Source organism: Xanthomonas chitinilytica, assembly GCF_026107455.2.
Lineage (GTDB): Bacteria > Pseudomonadota > Gammaproteobacteria > Xanthomonadales > Xanthomonadaceae > Stenotrophomonas > Stenotrophomonas chitinilytica.
This window is the reverse complement of the sequence record NZ_JAPCHY010000013.1, coordinates 73,213-89,580: the sequence shown is the minus strand read 5'-3', so window position 1 is coordinate 89,580 and position 16,368 is coordinate 73,213. Positions and strand designations below refer to the sequence as shown.

The window sequence follows — 16,368 nt, the reverse complement described above, 5'->3', positions numbered from 1 at the left end:
ATGTCCGCTCAGGCCGGATAGGGCACGGCGGCCAGCAGCGCGGCGACCACGTCGTCGGCCGAGGCCTGTTCGGCTTCGGCGTTGAACGAGAGCAGCAGGCGGTGGCGCATCACCGGCGCGGCCAGCGCGACGACGTCCTCGCGGGTGGCGGCAAAGCGCCCGGCCAGCAGTGCGCGCGCCTTGGCCGCCAGCACCAGCGACTGCCCGGCACGGGGACCGGCGCCCCACTTGACCCAGTGGTTGATCGCCGGCGGCGCGGCTTCGCCGGGGCGGCTGGCGCGCACCAGCCGGGTGATCCAGGCGAGCAGGTCGGGGCCGACGTGCACCTGCCGCACCGCGGCCTGCAGAGTCTTCACCGCATCGGCGTCCATCACCTGCGGCACCGTGCCGCCGCCGCTGCCGGTGGTTTGCAGCAGGATGTCCTGCTCTTCCTGTTCGCTGGGATAGCCCACGCGCACGTGCAGCAGGAAGCGGTCCAGCTGCGCCTCGGGCAGCGGATAGGTGCCGGCCTGTTCGATCGGATTCTGCGTGGCCAGCACGAAGAACGGCGACGGCAGCGGGTAGGTGGTGCCGGCATAGCTCACCGTGCGCTCGGCCATCGCCTCCAGCAGCGCGGCCTGGGTCTTGGGCGGGGTGCGGTTGAGCTCGTCGGCCAGCAGCAGGTTGGTGAACACCGGGCCCTGCTGGAAGCGGAAATGGCGGTGGCCGGTGCCGTGGTCCTCCTCCAGCAGTTCGGTGCCGAGGATGTCGCTGGGCATCAGGTCCGGGGTGAACTGCACGCGCCGGAACTGCAGTTCCAGCGCCTGCCCGAGCGAGCGCACCAGCAGCGTCTTGCCCAGCCCGGGCGCGCCTTCGAGCAGGCAGTGGCCGCCGGCCAGCAGGCCGATCAGCAACTGCTCGACCACCTCGGCCTGGCCGACCACGGCCTGGGCCAGCGCGCTGCGCAGCTCGCCCAGCCGCGGCAGCAGGGCATCGAGGTCGTCGGAAATGGGGGCATTCATGCGGTCACCTGTGGGGGAAGGTCAGTGGGTCAGCGCGTACATCACGATGTTCACGCCGAACTTCGTGTTGTCCTCGGCCAGGAAGCGCTTGTTGCGCCAGTCGTAGTCCCATTCGCAGCCGTAGTCCTTGTTGCTGTAGAGCACGCCCAGCCGGCCGTCGATGGCGATGCCCTTGAGGTAGTCGTGGACCAGGTCGTCGCCCCAGCCGTTGAGCTCGAAGCCGGTGGCCGGCGGGCCGTCGGGGAAATGGAAGAAGCTGCGGTACAGGGCATGGTCGTTGGGCAGCTTCTTCAGCGCGTCCCTGCCGAAGATCGAGGCCATCTGCGCCTCGAACGAGGTAGCGAACAGGCCGTCGATGTCGTGGTTGCAGTCGTCGACGAAGACGAAACCGCCGTTGCGCACGTAGCGCTCGAAGTTGCGGCGCTCGTCCGGGTTGAATTCCACCAGCTTGTGCCCGGCCAGGTAGCAGAACGGCGCGCCGAGCATCTTCGGGTCGGCCAGTGCGACGACGTGTTCGTCGGGGTCCACGCGCAGCGTGGTGTAGTCGATCAGCGAGGTGATCAGGTTGGACGGCATGCGCGCGTCCACGTCCCAGTCGCCGGAGTCGTATTTGAGGCGGGTGAACCAGAAGTCGTAGCGCGAGGCCTGCGCGCGCGCGGGCCAGGGCAACGCGGCGGCGGCGGCGCTGCCGAGCAGCAGCTTCAGGAAATCTGCACGCGTTAGCTGACGACTGGACAAGGACCTGTGTGCTTCAGGGTTGGAGCCCCCCCCTGGATGAAGAGGGCACTGCAGAACCGCGGGAAACCGGAAAGCCCGGAGCCGGGGCCCAGGGTTCTGCAGGCAGAACCCTGGGGAGTGATCGTGCGCAACGGGAACGCCGTATTGCTACACCGCATCCGACAACGAGGTGAAGGTGAAATCGCGCAGCCGCATCGGCGGGATCATCATCACGAAGTTGGATTCGTCGCCGGCCACGCGCACCGGCTTGCCCAGCTCGTCGATGTTGTTGAGCATGATCACCGGCGATTCGTTGAAGCGGAAGTTCTTCACCGGGTGCCTGATCTGGCCGTTCTCGATGTAGAAGGTGCCGTCGCGGGTCAGGCCGGTCAGCAGCACGGTCTGCGGATCGACCATGCGGATGTACCAGGTGCGGGTGACCAGGATGCCCTTCTGGGTGCCGCGCACCAGTTCGGCGGTGGACTTGTCGCCGCCGGCCATCAGCAGGTTGCCGGGCCGCGCGGTGGCGGTCTTGCCCTGCTTCTGCGCCCAGTAGCGCGAATAGTCGAGGTTGGCGACCTTGCCGTTCTCGATGATGGCCAGGCGCTCGCGCGGCAGGCCCTCGCCGTCCCACGGCAGCACCGGCGCCTCCGGGTGCCAGGGGTCGGCGATGAGGTTCACGCGCGGGTCGTACACCTGTTCGCCGAGCTTGTTGCCGCCGCCCTTCTTCGACAGGAAGCTGCGGCCCTCGTCGGCGGAGCGGGCATCGAAGAACCGCATCATGAAGCTGATCAGGCCGGCGGCCGCGGCCGGCTCCAGGATCACCGTGTACTTGCCCGGCTCCAGTGCCTTGGCCTCGGCCGACTCGGTGGCCTTGCGCATCGCCACCTGGATGTCGTCGCCGGCGTCGAACTCGGATGCGTCCTTCAGGTTGCGGCCGACCCAGCCCGAACCGCGGCCGTCCTCGGTGCGCACGGTGCAGGTGTAGTTGAAGTTGGTGGACTTCTGGTAGCCGAAGTTGCCGTTGCTGTTGGCGGTGGCGAAGAAGCTGTGGCCGTCGTCGAGGAAGCCGGCGGCGATCAGGCCCTTGTCGCGGCAGGGGCCGATCGAGTCGGCCGCCACCTTGGCGCGGAAGTCCGGGTCGATGGCGGCGGTGGATGCGCTGAAGGTCGGGCTGGCGCGGTAGGTCTGCTTGCCGATGGCCGGCATGAATTCCGGGTTCTCCGGCGCCAGCCGCGCCAGGTCCTCGGCGCGGCGCACCACGCGCTCGAGCGAGGCGTCGTCGAACTCGTTGATCGAGGCGGTGCCCACGCGCTTGCCGAAGGCCACCTGCACGGCCAGTTCGGCGTTGCTGACGATGCCGCTGGTGGAAACGTTGTTCAGCGCGAAGCGGATGTTGCCGTCGACCGAGCCGGCCAGCGTGGCGGTGCATTCATCGGCCTTGGACAGCGCGATGACCTTGTCCAGGATGGCCTTGGCTTCCTGTTCGGTGAAGATGCTCATGAGGTGGTTCTCCCGGTAGAGCGGGGCTTGCCCCGCTGCTCTGTCTTTGTATTGGCGAACACGGTCCGAAGCAGCCGGGCGGGCCCGGCTCTACAGGTATCAGCCGAGGCTGCGGGCGGTGTTGATGACGTTGATGCCGTTGAAACGGGCGGTGGACGAACCGTGCGAGACCGCCGAGACCTGGCCCGGCTGGCCCTTGCCGTCGAAGAACGAGCCGCCCAGGCGGTAGTCGCGCTCGTCGGCCACGGCCACGCAGGCGTTCCAGAACTCCGGGGTGCGGATCTGGTAGGCCACGTCCTCGAGCATGCCGGTGATCTTGCCGTCCTTGATCTCGTAGAACAGCTGGCCGCCGAACTGGGCGTTGTAGCGCTGCTGGTCGATCGAGAACGAGCCGTCGCCGATGATGTAGATGCCGTTCTCCACGTCCTTGATCAGGTCGGCCACGCTCAGCGGGGCCTTGCCCGGCGCCAGCGAGACGTTGGCCATGCGCTGGAACTGCACGCTGGACCACGAGTCGGCGTAGCAGCAGCCGTCGGACTCGGTCTTGCCGAGGATGTGCGCCTGGTCGCGGATGGTCTGGTAGTCCACCAGCTTGCCTTCGCGGATCAGGTCCCAGCGCTTGCACTTGACGCCTTCGTCGTCGTAGGCGACCGCGCCGAGGCTGCCGGGCTGGGTCTTGTCGGCGAAGATGTTGACGTGTTCGCTGCCGTACTGGAACTGCTGCTCGCGCTTGTCCAGGGTGGCGAAGCTGGTGCCGGCGTAGTTGGCCTCGTAGCCGAGCACGCGGTCCAGCTCCAGCGGGTGGCCGACCGATTCGTGGATGGTCAGCCAGGTGTGCGACGGGTCCAGCACCAGGTCGTACTTGCCCGGCTTCACGGAAGGTGCCTTGAGCTTCTCCTGTGCCTGCCGGGCTGCGGCGATGGCGTCTTCGGTCATGTCGTAGGACGAGCTGTAGTTGACCACGCCGTTGGGGGTGACCACCTTGCCGGCGCTGTCGCCGTCCAGGTACTCGAAGCCCAGCCCCATCGGCGCCGACAGGCCGTCGCGGGTGCGGAACTTGCCGGTGGCCTTGTCGATCGCGGTGACCGTCATCGGCGCCCAGATGCGGTGCACGTCCTGGTCGATGTAGGAACCGTCGGTGGAGGCGAAGTACTTCTGCTCGTTGACCAGGAACAGCATCGAGTTGACGAAGCTGGCCCCGGCGTTGATCGCCGCGGCGTTGACGCCCAGCAGCAGGTCGGCCTTGTCCTTGAGCGGCACCGCCATCGCGTTCTTGCGGATCGGCGTCTTCCATGACACCTCGCCGTATCCCGGCGCCTTGGCCAGCCGCACCGGCTCGGTCTGGATCTTCGCGTTGGCGCGGGCGATGGCGGCGGCCTGCTGCGCGGCCTTGACCACGCCGGCACTGCTGAGCTCGTTGGTGGCGGCGAAGCCCCACGCACCGTCGACGATCACGCGGATGCCGGCGCCGGTGGATTCGGTGTTCACCACGTTCTGCACCTTGTCTTCGCGGGTGATCACGAACTGGCGCAGGTAGCGGCCGATGCGCACGTCGCAGTAGCTGGCGCCGGCCTGGCGCGCGGCGGTCAGGGCGGTATCGGCCAGGGTCTTCTTCAGTGCCGGGTCGAGCACCGTCTGCAGCTGCTCGGCGGCGATCGCCCTGCCGAAGAACGACGGCACCAGCAGGCCGCCCGCGGTGAGCCCGGTCAGGGCGAGGAAGTCACGTCTTTGCAAGGCAGCTCTCCACATGGCAATGCCCGCGGGCGGGCAAGGGGCAGGAAACGGCGAGGATTCCGCGGTGCTTTGCGAACTTCCCGATTCTTGCGGCGGTGTCGATCCAGCGTCAAATGACTTTAGGCATAGAAACGCGACGGAATGCCCGAATATCGAGACTGTAGGAGCGACGTCAGTCGCGACGCTTTTGCCTGCCGGTGGGGATAAAGCAAAAAAGCGTCGCGACTGACGTCGCTCCTACAAGTGCCTTGGGGGCGGGTCAGCCCAGGCTGCGTGCGGTGTTGATGATGTTGATGCCGTCGAAGCGGGTGGTGGCCGAGCCGTGCGAGACCGCCGACACCTGCGCCGGCTGGCCCTTGCCGTCGAAGAACGAGCCGCCGAGGCGGAAATCGCGCTCGTCGCAGATCGCGCTGCAGGCGTTCCAGAACTCCGGCGTGCGGATCTGGTAGGCGGCGTCCTCGACCATGCCGGCGATCTCGCCATTCCTGATCTGGTAGTACAGCTGCCCGCCGAACTGGGCGTTGTAGCGCTGCTGGTCGATCGAGTACGAGCCGCGGCCATGGATGTAGATGCCGTTCTCCACGTCCTTGATCATCTGCGCCGGGGTCAGCGGCGCCTTGCCCGGCGCCAGCGAGACGTTGGCCATGCGCTGGAACTGCACGCTGGACCACGAATCGGCGTAGCTGCAGCCGTGCGAGGCGTCCTCGCCGAGGATGTGCACCTCGTCGCGGGTGGCCTGGTAGTTGACCAGGATGCCGTCCTTGACCAGGTCCCAGCGCCGCGTCTTCACGCCCTCGTCGTCGTAGCCGACCGCGCCCAGGCTGCCGGGCTGGGTCTTGTCGGCGAAGAAGTTGACGATCCCGCTGCCCCACTGGAAGCCGGCGTCGCGCTTGTCCAGGGTGGCGAAGCTGGTGCCGGCGTAGTTGGCCTCGTAGCCGAGCACGCGATCCAGCTCCAACGGGTGGCCGACGTTCTCGTGGATGGTCAGGAACAGGTTGGACGGGTCCAGCACCAGGTCGTACTTGCCCGGCTTGACCGATGGTGCGGCGAGCTTCTCGCGCGCCTGCTTCGCCGCGGCGACCGCATCGGCGACCGGGTCGTAGGAACGGCCATAGCCGATCACGCCGCCGGGCAGTTCGTAGCGGCCCGCCGGGTCGGCATCGAGGAACTCCCAGCCCATGCCCATCGGCGCCGCCAACCCGGCGCGGGTGCGGAACTTGCCGCTGGCCTTGTCGATGGCGGTGGCGGTGAACGGCAGCCAGATCCGGTGCACGTCCTGGTCGATCCAGGAACCGTCGGAGGAGGCGAAGTACTTCTGCTCGTTGACCAGGAACAGCTGCGAGTTGATGAAGTCGGCGCCGGCGTCGAGCGCCGCGGCGTTGACCGCCAGCAGCAGCTCGACCTTGTCCTTGACCGGTATCGCCATCGCGTTCTTGCGGATCGGCGTCTTCCACGACACCTCGCCGGTGCCGGCGACCGGCGCCAGCTGCACCGGCCGGGTCTGGATCTTGGCGTTGGCGCGGGCGATGGCCACGGCCTGGGCGACGGCAGCGACCACCGCGTCGGTGGCCGGACGATGGGTGGCGGCGAAGCCCCAGGCACCGTCGACGATCACGCGGACGCCGACGCCGGCCGATTCGCTGTTGGCGACGTTCTGGACCTTGTCCTCGCGGGTGACGATGGCCTGGTTGAGGTAGCGGCCGATACGCACGTCGCAGTAGCTGGCGCCGGCCTGGCGCGCGGCAGCCAGCGCGGCATCGGCCAGTGCCTTCTTGCCGGCCACGTCGGCGGGCGCCAGCAGTTCCTCGGCGGCGATCAGGCGCGAATGCGGCAGCATCAGCCCGGCCAGACCCAGGCCGGAAAGCGTCAGGAACTCACGGCGTTGCACAGCGGACGACCCCCGTTGTTGGCAGCGGCCTTGCGCGCGCTGCGATGGACGATCCCCGACTGTCGGCGTTGCCGCCGGTGCATGCAAGTGACTGCGGTCATGGTCGCTTGCGGGCACAATCGGTGCCATCCCACGGTGGTTCCCGATGAGCGACAAACGTCATTCCGAGGCCTGCGAGCGCAACCGCGGGCCGATCCTGGCGGTGCTGCGGCGGCAGCTGGCCGGGGCCCGCCTGGTGCTGGAGATCGGCAGCGGCAGCGGCCAGCATGCGGTGCATTTCGCCGCGGCGATGCCATGGCTGAATTGGCAGGCCAGCGATCATCCGGATTGCCTGCCCGGCATCGCGCAATGGATCGCAGAGGCGGCATTGCCGAACACGCCGTCGCCGCTGCCATTGCAGGCGGTGCTGCAACCGCGGCCGGGGCTGGCGCCGTTGCCGGTCGCTGCCGGCCGCTACGACGCGGTGTTCTCCGCCAACACCCTGCACATCATGAGCTGGATGCACGTGCAGGCGCTGTTCGCCGGCCTGCCGCAGGTGCTGGCGCCCGAGGCATTGCTGTGCGTCTACGGACCGTTCAACTACGGCGGCCGCCACACCAGCGACAGCAACCGCCAGTTCGACGCCTGGTTGAAGGCGCGCGATCCCGCATCGGCCATCCGCGACTTCGAAGCGGTCGATGCGCTGGCACGGGAACAGGGTTTCGCGCTGCGCGACGACGTGGCGATGCCGGCCAACAATCGCTTGCTGGTGTGGCGGCGGAACTTATCAGGCGTCGACCGGCATCGCCGCGATGCGGTCCCGGGCCCTTCGCAGTCCGGTGAATATGGATTCGGCGACGTGGTCGGGAAAGTCGGGGGGCAGCGTCGGCTGCACGCTGGCGATGGCCGGCTCCACCTTGTCCAGCAGTTCGCCGATCCAGGGCTCGGCACCGGCCGCGATCCCGCAGATGCGCGCGGTCTCGTTCCAGTGACGGCGGCGTATGCGCTGCAACCGGCGGTGGCGGTTTTTCCCGAGGACCGACATGGCGAGTTGTGCACTGAACGGACTCAGCTGCTGTGGCCCTCGTCCCAGAATCGGGTAGACGGACAACACGTCGTAGATCGGCGTCAGGCGAAAGCGCCCGGCCGGCTCGATGTGCAGGCTGAAGTTCTTGGCGTGCCCGTCGGTCGCCGCCAGCATCCAGAACAGGAGCTGGGTCTTGAAGAAGATCGCGCGGTCCTCGGTCCGTTCGGATTGCCGCAACAGCTCCATGATCCGCACGATGCCGGGACCGCCGTCGCTTTCGTACTTCTTCGATGCGGGCAGCCCGAAGACCTGGCACATGTCTTCCTGCGGAAGGCGCAACCACCACCGGCCGTCCCGGGCCAGCCGGCGATCGAATCGCTCCACGATCAGGGCGCGCTGGTCCTCGAAGCGACCCATGCTGGTGTTCGCCACCGGGATACCGAACGCCCCCAGCAGTTGCATGCACAACCACTCGTTCTCCACCGACTGGTGCATGTCCGCGCGCATGTTGCCGACGAGCCCCAGCGGCAGCTTGAAGATATGCGTACTGGGGGTACTGCCGGCCGGGATGCACCATTGTCCCCGATGCCTGAGCAGGCCCGTCTTTTCCTGCGCGCCGGCGATGGAAATGCGGAACTCCTCCGTCCGGCGGGCAGTGGTTCCGGGCATGGGAGTCGCAGTGACGCCGCGCAGCAGGTCTGCGACTTCCGCGTCGGTCAGGGCACGGTACCGGATGCTGTGCACATCGTCGGGAACCACGCCCTTGGGCAATAGCTGGACGGCGCCGACGCAATCGCGCCCTATGGCCTGCAGCAGGTCGAAAGTCCCGGTGGATCGCGTGCCGAACCGGTCGCGGATGCGATTGCGGATGCTGTCGTTGTCCGGCAGGAGATTGTCGAAATAATCGGCAACGACCTGTCCGCGGTGGCTTTCGCCTGCCGGCAGGAGCGGCAGCGACAGCGACAGCGGGCGTGGCAGCGGGGATTCCAGCCACGAGGGGAGGTATGTCAGCCGCGAGGTCGTGTGGGGGCCTTCCTCCCAGGAAGCGACCTCCACGCCGTTCATCCAGACCTGTAATTCCGCCACGGCTACCACTCCAGCGGGGTGGCGGCTGCGGTGTCATGTCCGTTGTGCCGCAGGGAGACTTCCAGGCCGAGGACGGCCCATACCTTCATCAGCCTCTCGAAGGTAGCGGCTTCGGGCTCGCGCTCCAGCGCGGTTATCGCCTGGCGCGAGATGCCCAGTTGTTCGGCCAGTTGTGCCTGGCTGAGTCCGGCCTGCTTGCGGAATGCGCGCATCAGCGGTGCCAGCTGTTGCGGGGTGCGGACGGTGTAGGTGGCGCTTTCCATACCGAATCCCTCTCTTGACGCTCCGCAATGTATACGTTGCATGCTGGAAATGCACACTATAGATTGCATTTCCGAAATGCAACCTATGACTTGCATTCTGGGAGTGCAACCTATAGGTTGCTCTTGGCCGCAATCTGCTTGCAAGGCATCACGCCGCCTGCACGATATGCAGCGCCTTCGGGTTGCGCCATTGCGCCAGCAGGGCCGCCTCGCGGGCCTTGGCGGCGTGCAGGTGCTTTTCCTTGACGTGGCCGTAGCCGCGGATGTGCTCGGGAATGCTGGCGATCTCCACCGCCAGCGACAGCCGCTCGCCGGACAGGCCCTCCAGCAGCAGCTGCACGGTCCGCTCGTAGTCGGCGATCAGCTGGCGTTCGCCGCGGCGCTCGACGGTGTAGCCGAAGACGTCGAAGCGGCCGCCGCGCAGGAACTTCAGCCTGGCCAGCAGCCCGAACGCCTTGAGCACCCACGGGCCGTATTCCTTCTTGAGCAGCCGGCCCTGTTCGTCCTTTTTGGCGAACAGCGGCGGCGCCAGGTGGAAGCGCAGGGTGTAGTCGCCCTCGAACTGCTGCTGCAGGCGGCGCTGGAATTCGCCGCTGGTATACAGCCGCGCCACTTCGTACTCGTCCTTGTAGGCCAGCAGCTTGAAGTAGTAGCGCGCCACCGCCTCGGTGAGCGCGGTGCAGCCGGGGGCATGGCGCTGCTCGGCCTCGCGCACCTTCGCCACCAGCGCGCGGTAGCGCTCGGCATAGGCGGCGTCCTGGTAGCCGGTGAGGAACGCGGCGCGGCGCGCGACCAGTTCGTCCAGCGAGCGCGACAGGCGCGCGTCGTCCAGCGGCAGGAAGGCGACGTCGCCCTCGTGGCGGCTGCCGGCATCGGGCAGGCCACGCAGCTCGCGCTCGTCGCCGGTATCGCGCGGCGCGGTGTTGGCGCCCCATTCGTGGCCCTCCCACTCGCCGGGCGGCAGGTCGCGCAACGGGCCGGGGGTGCTTTCGGCATCGGTGGGGACGTTGTGGACCAGCCCGGCGGCCTGCTGCACCGCCTGCGGATCGATCGCGGCCAGCCGGCCCCAGGCGAATGCCTGCTTGTTCATCTCGATGGCGGCGCCGTTGAGCTCGACCGCGCGCATCAGCGCCTCGAACGAGACCGGCACCAGTCCCTGCTGCCAGGCGTAGCCGAGGATGAACAGGTTGGCGGCGATGGCGTCGCCCAGCAGCGCGGTGGCCAGCTGGGTGGCGTCGAGCAGCAGCGGTTCGCGCCCGCCCAGCGCCTTGCGCACGCCGGCGACGATGTCGGCGGCCGGGAACTGCATGTCCGGGTGCATGGTGAAGGTGCCGGGCATGGCCTGGTAGGTGTTGAGCACCACCTGCGAGCGTTCGCCGCGCACCTTGGACAGCGCCCAGTAGTCGTTGACCACCACCATGTCGCAACCCAGCACCAGGTCGGCCTCGCCGGCGGCGATGCGCACGGCATGGATGTCGGCGGGCGTGCGCGCGATGCGGATGTGGGTGGTGACCGCGCCGCCCTTCTGCGCCAGGCCGGTCTGGTCGAGCACGGTCGCGCCCTTGCCTTCCAGGTGCCCGGCCATGCCCAGCAGCGCGCCGATGGTGACCACGCCGGTGCCGCCGACGCCGGTGATCAGGATGTTCCAGGGCTGCTCCAGCGCGCTGCGGAACTGCGGCGCCGGCAGGTCGTCGAGCAGGCTGGCGGCGTCGCTGCGGCGGCCCTTGCGTGGCTTGCCGCCGTGCACGGTGACGAAGCTCGGGCAGAACCCGGTGGTGCAGGTGAAGTCCTTGTTGCAGTTGGACTGGTCGATCTCGCGCTTGCGGCCGAACTCGGTCTCCTTCGGCAGCACCGACACGCAGAAGCTCTTCTCGCCGCAGTCGCCGCAGCCCTCGCACACCAGCGAGTTGATCATGGTGCGCTTGGGCGGGTCGATCAGCTTGCCGCGCTTGCGGCGGCGGCGCTTCTCGGTGGCGCAGGTCTGCTCGTAGATCAGGATGCTGGTGCCCTTCACCTTGCGCAGCTGCTTCTGCACGGCCTCCAGCTCGGCGCGGTCGTGGAATTCGACGTCGGACGGGAACAGGTGGCGTTGCGCGGTCCATTTGCCGATGTCGTCGGACACCAGCACGATCGTGTACACGCCCTCGGCGCGCATCTGCTGGGCGATCTGCGGCACGCTCAGGGTACCGTCCACCGGCTGGCCGCCGGTCATCGCCACCGCGTCGTTGTAGAGGATCTTGTAGGTGATGTTGACCCCGGCGGCGATCGCCTGGCGGATCGCCAGCGAACCGCTGTGGAAGTAGGTGCCGTCGCCCAGGTTCTGGAACACGTGCTCGGTGTCGGTGAACGCCGCCTGCCCGGCCCAGGTGACGCCTTCGCCGCCCATGTGGGTGAAGGTGTCGGTGCTGCGGTCCATCCACGTCACCATGTAGTGGCAGCCGATGCCGGCCAGCGCGCGCGAGCCGTCGGGCACCTTGGTCGAGGTGTTGTGCGGGCAGCCGGAGCAGTAGTGCGGCACCCGCGGGAAGCTGGCGCGCGGCAATGCCAGCTCGGCTTCCTTCTCGTCCATCCAGCGCAGCCGCTGCTCGATCGATTCGTTGCTGAAGAAACGCTGGATGCGGCGGCCGATCACGCCGGCGATGGTGGCCGGGGTCAGTTCGCCGGTGGAGGGCAGGATCCATTCGCCGGCCTCGTCGTACTTGCCGACGATGGATGGGCGCGGACCGGCGCTGGCCGGCCAGTTGTAGAACTGCTCCTTCATCTGCCGCTCGATGAAGGCGCGCTTCTCCTCCACCACCACGATGTCTTCCAGTCCGCGCGCGAAGTTGGCGATGCCCACCGGCTCCAGCGGCCAGGTCATGCCGACCTTGTACACGCGGATGCCGATGTCGGCGCAGGCCTGCTCGTCCAGGCCCAGGTATTCCAGCGCCTGCAGCACGTCCAGGTAGCTCTTGCCGGTGGTGACGATGCCCAGCCGCGCGCGCGGCGAGTCCAGCACCACGCGGTCGATGCCGTTGGCGCGGGCGAACGCCTGCGCGGCCTTGACCGCATAGCGGTGCAGGCGCATCTCCTGCTCCAGCGGCGGGTCCGGCCAGCGGATGTTGAGGCCGGCCGGCGGCATCTCGAAGTCTTCGGGCAGCACGATCCGGCGTGCGAACGGGTCCACGTCCACCGAGGCCGAGGACTCCACCGTCTCGGCGATCGTCTTGAAGCCGATCCAGCGCCCGGTGTAGCGGCTCATCGCCCAGCCGACCAGGCCCAGGTCGAGGATGTCCTGCACCCCGGCCGGGTTCAGCACCGGCATCATCGCGCTGACGAATTCGTCTTCCGACCCATGCGGCAGGGTCGAGCTGCGGCAGGCGTGGTCGTCGGCGGCCAGCGCCAGCACGCCGCCGTGCCTGGAGGTGCCGGCGGCGTTGGCGTGCTTGAACACGTCGCCGCAGCGGTCCACGCCCGGACCCTTGCCGTACCACATGCCGAACACGCCATCGACCTTTGCCCCGGGGAACAGGTTGGTCTGCTGGGTGCCCCAGACCATGGTCGCGCCCAGGTCCTCGTTCAGGCCGGGGACGAACTTCACCTGCGCCGCTTCCAGGTGCCTGCGCGCGCGCCACAGCTCCAGGTCGAAGCCGCCCAGCGGGCTGCCGCGGTAGCCGCTGACGAAGCCGGCGCTGTCGATGCCCTCGGCCTGGTCGCGCAGCCGCTGCATCAGCGGCAGCCGCACCAGCGCCTGGACCCCGCTCAGGTAGATGCGGCCGTCGGTGCGGGTGTACTTGTGCTCCAGGGTGTAGTCGTTGTCCCTGACCCCGATCGATGGCGTGTTGGCGGAGGAGGGGGAGGTGAGTTCGGCGGTGCTGGTCATGGCTGGCCCGGAAAAGTCGGCTGGCAGCGCTGCCGGCAGACCCGGGCGCGCGGAGGGGGCGGATTGTAGCAGCGGGGCCTCAAGGCCCCTGTTTGCTCGCCCCGCGGGCGGCGAGCGGTTACGATCTGTGACGGGAGGCACTGCGGCAGAACCCAAGGGGGAAAAGTTCATGGCAGTAAGATATGTATTGGCCGGCGTATTGCTGTTGGCTGGTCTGGGCGCTTTCGGGGCACAGGCGCAAAGCCTGCCGAAGATCGAAGAGTTCTATTTCGACAGCGACAGCGCGGCCGCACCGCTGGTCGCGATCCAGGGCGAAGGCGACGGGCTGGTAGACCAGCTGATGAAGCAGCGCGAGCGCGGCCGCAAGGCGATCGAAGCGACCTCGCAGCTGGCCAGCCTGGCCGTGGCCCAGGGGCGGGGCGACCTCGGCAGGACCCTGCACCAGGAAGCCATTGCCGCCGGGCCGGCGAGCACGGTGGTGGGGCGCGCGGCGCGCTGGAACTATGCGTGGGACCTGTACCGGCTGGGCGAGCCCGAGGCGGCGCTGGAGCAGTGGAAGATGGTCCAGGCCAGCATGCGCGGCAACCCCGGATGGGTTCCGCCGACCTATGCGCTGGCGCTGTGGACCTTGGGCCGCAAGGCCGAGGCCGTGCAGTGGTACGCGGCGGCGGTGCGTACCGAGCCGCAACTGTGGCGCAATGCCGACAACTACCCGCAGCTGTTGCCGACCTGGCGCGAGCAGGATCGCGCGGCCCTGGCCGAAGTCCTGCAGGCCTGGTCGGCCGATCCGCCGGCCTGGCCCTAAGCGGCGGGCAAAGCCGGGACCGGAGTCGTTCCGGCGACCTGTTCATGACCCGGCCGGCGCCTTGCCGGCCGTCGTGTTGCGGCGCACAATCAGGGCGTGACCGCTCGTTCCATCCCCGCGTTGACCCCGTCCCGGCCCTGCATGCGCCGACCCGAAGGCGGCAAGTCGCCCGTCCCCAGGGTCCGCGCACAGGATGGCGCCGCCCGGTTACACGCCGATGTCAGTGCGGCCGCCCGTCGCCGGCACCCCGCGCCGTCCGCCCGGTGCAGCCGGCCCCGGACCTGCGTTCGTCCCGGCACCCGGATGCTTCGGCCACATCCTGCGACACCTTGGAAACCGGCAGCGGCCACCCATGGCATTTGATGCCTTCGCGCTGATCCTGGCCATGCTCGCGCTGGGCATGCTGTTCGCCCGCCTGCGCGCGCTGCCCGACAGCGCCGCCGAGGTGCTCAACAAGGTGGTGCTGTACGTCTGCCTGCCGGCGGCAGTGCTCATTTACGTGCCGCGGTTGCGGCTGGACGTGGCGCTGATCGGGCTGGTGGCCACGCCGTGGCTGCTGATGCTGGCCACGCTGGCGCTGGTGAGCCTGGCCACGCGCCTGCTCGGCTTCAGCCGGCAGGTGCATGCAGTGCTGCTGCTGTGCGTGGCGCTGTGCAATTCCAGCTTCATCGGCTACCCGATGGTGCGCGCGCTGCTGGGCGACCACGCCCTGCCGTACGCGGTGGTGTACGACCAGTTCGGCACCTTCGTGCTGCTGTCCACCTTCGGCCTGTACGTGCTGGCCCGCTACAGCGGCGACACCCCTCCGAACGTGCGCCAGATGGGAGCGCGCATCGCCCGCTTCCCGCCGCTGTGGGCGCTGGTGTTCGCGCTGGCGGTGATGCCGGAACAGCCGCCGCACTGGATCGGCGCGGCGCTCAAGAGCCTGTCCGACGCGATGCTGCCGCTGGTGATGCTGGCGGTGGGGCTGTCGATCCAGTTGCGGCTGCCGCGCGAGGAGCTGGCGCCGCTGGGCGTGGGCCTGCTGCTGAAGCTGGTGCTGATGCCGGCGCTGGCGTTGCCGCTGTCGTGGATGTTCGGGCTGCAGGGCGAGATGCTGCAGGCCAACGTGCTCGAATCGGCGATGCCGACCATGGTCACGGCCGCGGCGCTGGCGATCTCGCACCGGCTGGCGCCACGGCTGGCGGCCGCGCTGGTCGGCTACGGCATCCTGCTGTCGCTGGTGACGTTGCCGGCGTGGATGTGGGTGTTGCAGCGGCTGAGCTGATTGGAAGCCGGTCGGCGCCTGTGGCAGAGTCGACCCTCCAACGGCAGCAAGGATGAATGCGATGACCCGGATCCGGATACTGGGATGTGCATGGGCGATGCTGGCGGGTAGTGCCCTTGCGGCACCTGCCGCGCCAACGCCTTCCGCACCGAGCATCGAAGCGCAGGAGCGCGCGTGGCAGCAGGGGTACCGGCAGGCCATGGCGACGCATCTGCAGCGGCTGGCCGCCAGCGGCGATCCGCGCCAGCTCTATGCCGCGGCGCTGCTGGTGCCGGTGGCGCTGCAGGACGCGGACGACGAGCGCACCGCGGAACTGGATGGCTGGCGGCAGGAGTGGTTGGACGCTGCGTTGCGGCGGGGAGCGGACAATCCGCTGCTCGCCCGGGCGGCGGTGGCCCGGTGCCTTTCGGCGGACCCGTGTGATGCCTCGGAGGCAGTGCGTACCCTGCAGGAGGCGGCACAGGCAGACCTGGCCGCACAGCTGCAGCTGATGGTCTATGGCCAGCGCCACATGCGGACGGAACTGGCCGACCAGGCCTGGCAGGCTGCGGCGCGCGCGACCCGCTATGGGGACGGCTTCAGCGAAGTGTTGGCGCTGCTGAATGCGGCCACTGCCGATGTCGAACTGCCGCCGATGACGCCGGAGCTGGCCGTTGCCCTGAAGCAGGGTGAGGACCCGGCCACGCCGCAAGGTGTCCTGCAGGTTCACCTGTTCGCCATCGCCGCCGCCCACTGGAACCCCGGGCTGAAGACGGCACTGGACGCCTGCCCGGACTCGCGCATGGACGACGACCCGGTACTGGCGCGGCAATGCCGCGCAGTATTCGGGCTGATGGCTGAAAGCGGTTCGTTGCTGGGGTCTAGGCTGGGCACCAACAAGATGATCGGGCTTGCCGCCGACGAGGCCGGGCAGGCGCGGTGGCTGCACCGGCAACGCGAGCTGCAATGGCTCACCCAGCAGACACTGGCGATCCTGCAGCGGCAGGCCGTGCCACCGGGTTACCTGCAGTGGGTGGCCGAAGCCGGGGAAGTCGGGGCGATGCGGCAGCTGCTGGCGCAGCATGGCATCGCCCCCAAGCCGGCCGCCGACTGGTCGCCGCCGGCGGGATAAGGCAGCCAGCAGCTTGCCGCCGTTATCGCGGCGGTCCCGATCCGCTCCACGCCGGGCGATTCCAGCGGCAGATCCGCCAGTCGTGGCCCGACCCACCACGCAGCCGACGTTTCGGGCCGGTTGCG

At 68.6% G+C, this 16,368-nt stretch carries 11 protein-coding genes and 1 pseudogene; 4 read left to right on the top strand and 8 right to left on the bottom strand.

The window, feature by feature from the left end; all coding sequences use genetic code 11:
* Positions 1-8 precede the first annotated feature (8 nt).
* From OK345_RS14640 to OK345_RS14620, 5 genes are all read right to left on the bottom strand, one after another.
* The gene (locus tag OK345_RS14640; protein ID WP_265128725.1) at positions 9-1,001 is read right to left on the bottom strand and encodes an AAA family ATPase; all 993 of its coding nucleotides are present in this window, start codon (positions 999-1,001) and stop codon (positions 9-11) included.
* Between the two features lie 21 nt (positions 1,002-1,022).
* Entirely contained in the window at positions 1,023-1,697 is a 675-nt protein-coding gene (locus OK345_RS14635) for a DUF4159 domain-containing protein (protein WP_306332101.1), read from the bottom strand.
* A 189-nt stretch (positions 1,698-1,886) separates the two neighbouring features.
* The gene (locus tag OK345_RS14630) at positions 1,887-3,221 is read right to left on the bottom strand and encodes a TldD/PmbA family protein (protein ID WP_265128723.1); all 1,335 of its coding nucleotides are present in this window, start codon (positions 3,219-3,221) and stop codon (positions 1,887-1,889) included.
* Positions 3,222-3,320: 99 nt separating this feature from the next.
* Positions 3,321-4,955 carry a TldD/PmbA family protein gene (locus OK345_RS14625; protein WP_265128722.1) on the bottom strand — a complete coding sequence of 545 codons (1,635 nt, stop codon included), beginning with the start codon at positions 4,953-4,955 and terminating at the stop codon, positions 3,321-3,323.
* Positions 4,956-5,214: 259 nt separating this feature from the next.
* Positions 5,215-6,843 (bottom strand): TldD/PmbA family protein, encoded by a 1,629-nt coding sequence (locus OK345_RS14620; RefSeq protein ID WP_265128721.1) that lies wholly within the window; start codon positions 6,841-6,843, stop codon positions 5,215-5,217.
* A gap of 145 nt (positions 6,844-6,988) precedes the next feature.
* On the opposite strand from OK345_RS14620, the pseudogene OK345_RS14615 reads away from it, so the two are divergent.
* Positions 6,989-7,603: pseudogene (locus OK345_RS14615) on the top strand (DUF938 domain-containing protein); the annotation flags it as partial.
* A gap of 6 nt (positions 7,604-7,609) precedes the next feature.
* Here OK345_RS14615 and OK345_RS14610 read toward each other — a convergent pair.
* From OK345_RS14610 to OK345_RS14600, 3 genes are all read right to left on the bottom strand, one after another.
* The gene (locus OK345_RS14610; RefSeq protein WP_265128720.1) at positions 7,610-8,935 is read right to left on the bottom strand and encodes a type II toxin-antitoxin system HipA family toxin; all 1,326 of its coding nucleotides are present in this window, start codon (positions 8,933-8,935) and stop codon (positions 7,610-7,612) included.
* 2 nt (positions 8,936-8,937) lie between these two features.
* Complete coding sequence (locus OK345_RS14605) at positions 8,938-9,198, bottom strand: helix-turn-helix domain-containing protein (protein WP_265128719.1); 261 nt, start codon at positions 9,196-9,198, stop codon at positions 8,938-8,940.
* Positions 9,199-9,346: 148 nt separating this feature from the next.
* Complete coding sequence (locus OK345_RS14600) at positions 9,347-13,060, bottom strand: indolepyruvate ferredoxin oxidoreductase family protein (RefSeq protein WP_265128718.1); 3,714 nt, start codon at positions 13,058-13,060, stop codon at positions 9,347-9,349.
* A 169-nt stretch (positions 13,061-13,229) separates the two neighbouring features.
* Between OK345_RS14600 and OK345_RS14595 the strand changes: the two genes are divergently transcribed.
* From OK345_RS14595 to OK345_RS14585, 3 genes are all read left to right on the top strand, one after another.
* On the top strand, positions 13,230-13,865 hold the full coding sequence (locus tag OK345_RS14595) for a tetratricopeptide repeat protein (protein WP_265128717.1): 636 nt from the start codon (positions 13,230-13,232) through the stop codon (positions 13,863-13,865).
* Between the two features lie 352 nt (positions 13,866-14,217).
* Positions 14,218-15,132: an AEC family transporter gene (locus tag OK345_RS14590; RefSeq protein WP_265128716.1), complete on the top strand. Its 915-nt coding sequence runs from the start codon at positions 14,218-14,220 to the stop codon at positions 15,130-15,132.
* Between the two features lie 199 nt (positions 15,133-15,331).
* On the top strand, positions 15,332-16,243 hold the full coding sequence (locus OK345_RS14585) for a hypothetical protein (RefSeq protein WP_265128715.1): 912 nt from the start codon (positions 15,332-15,334) through the stop codon (positions 16,241-16,243).
* The last annotated feature ends 125 nt before the right edge of the window (positions 16,244-16,368 follow it).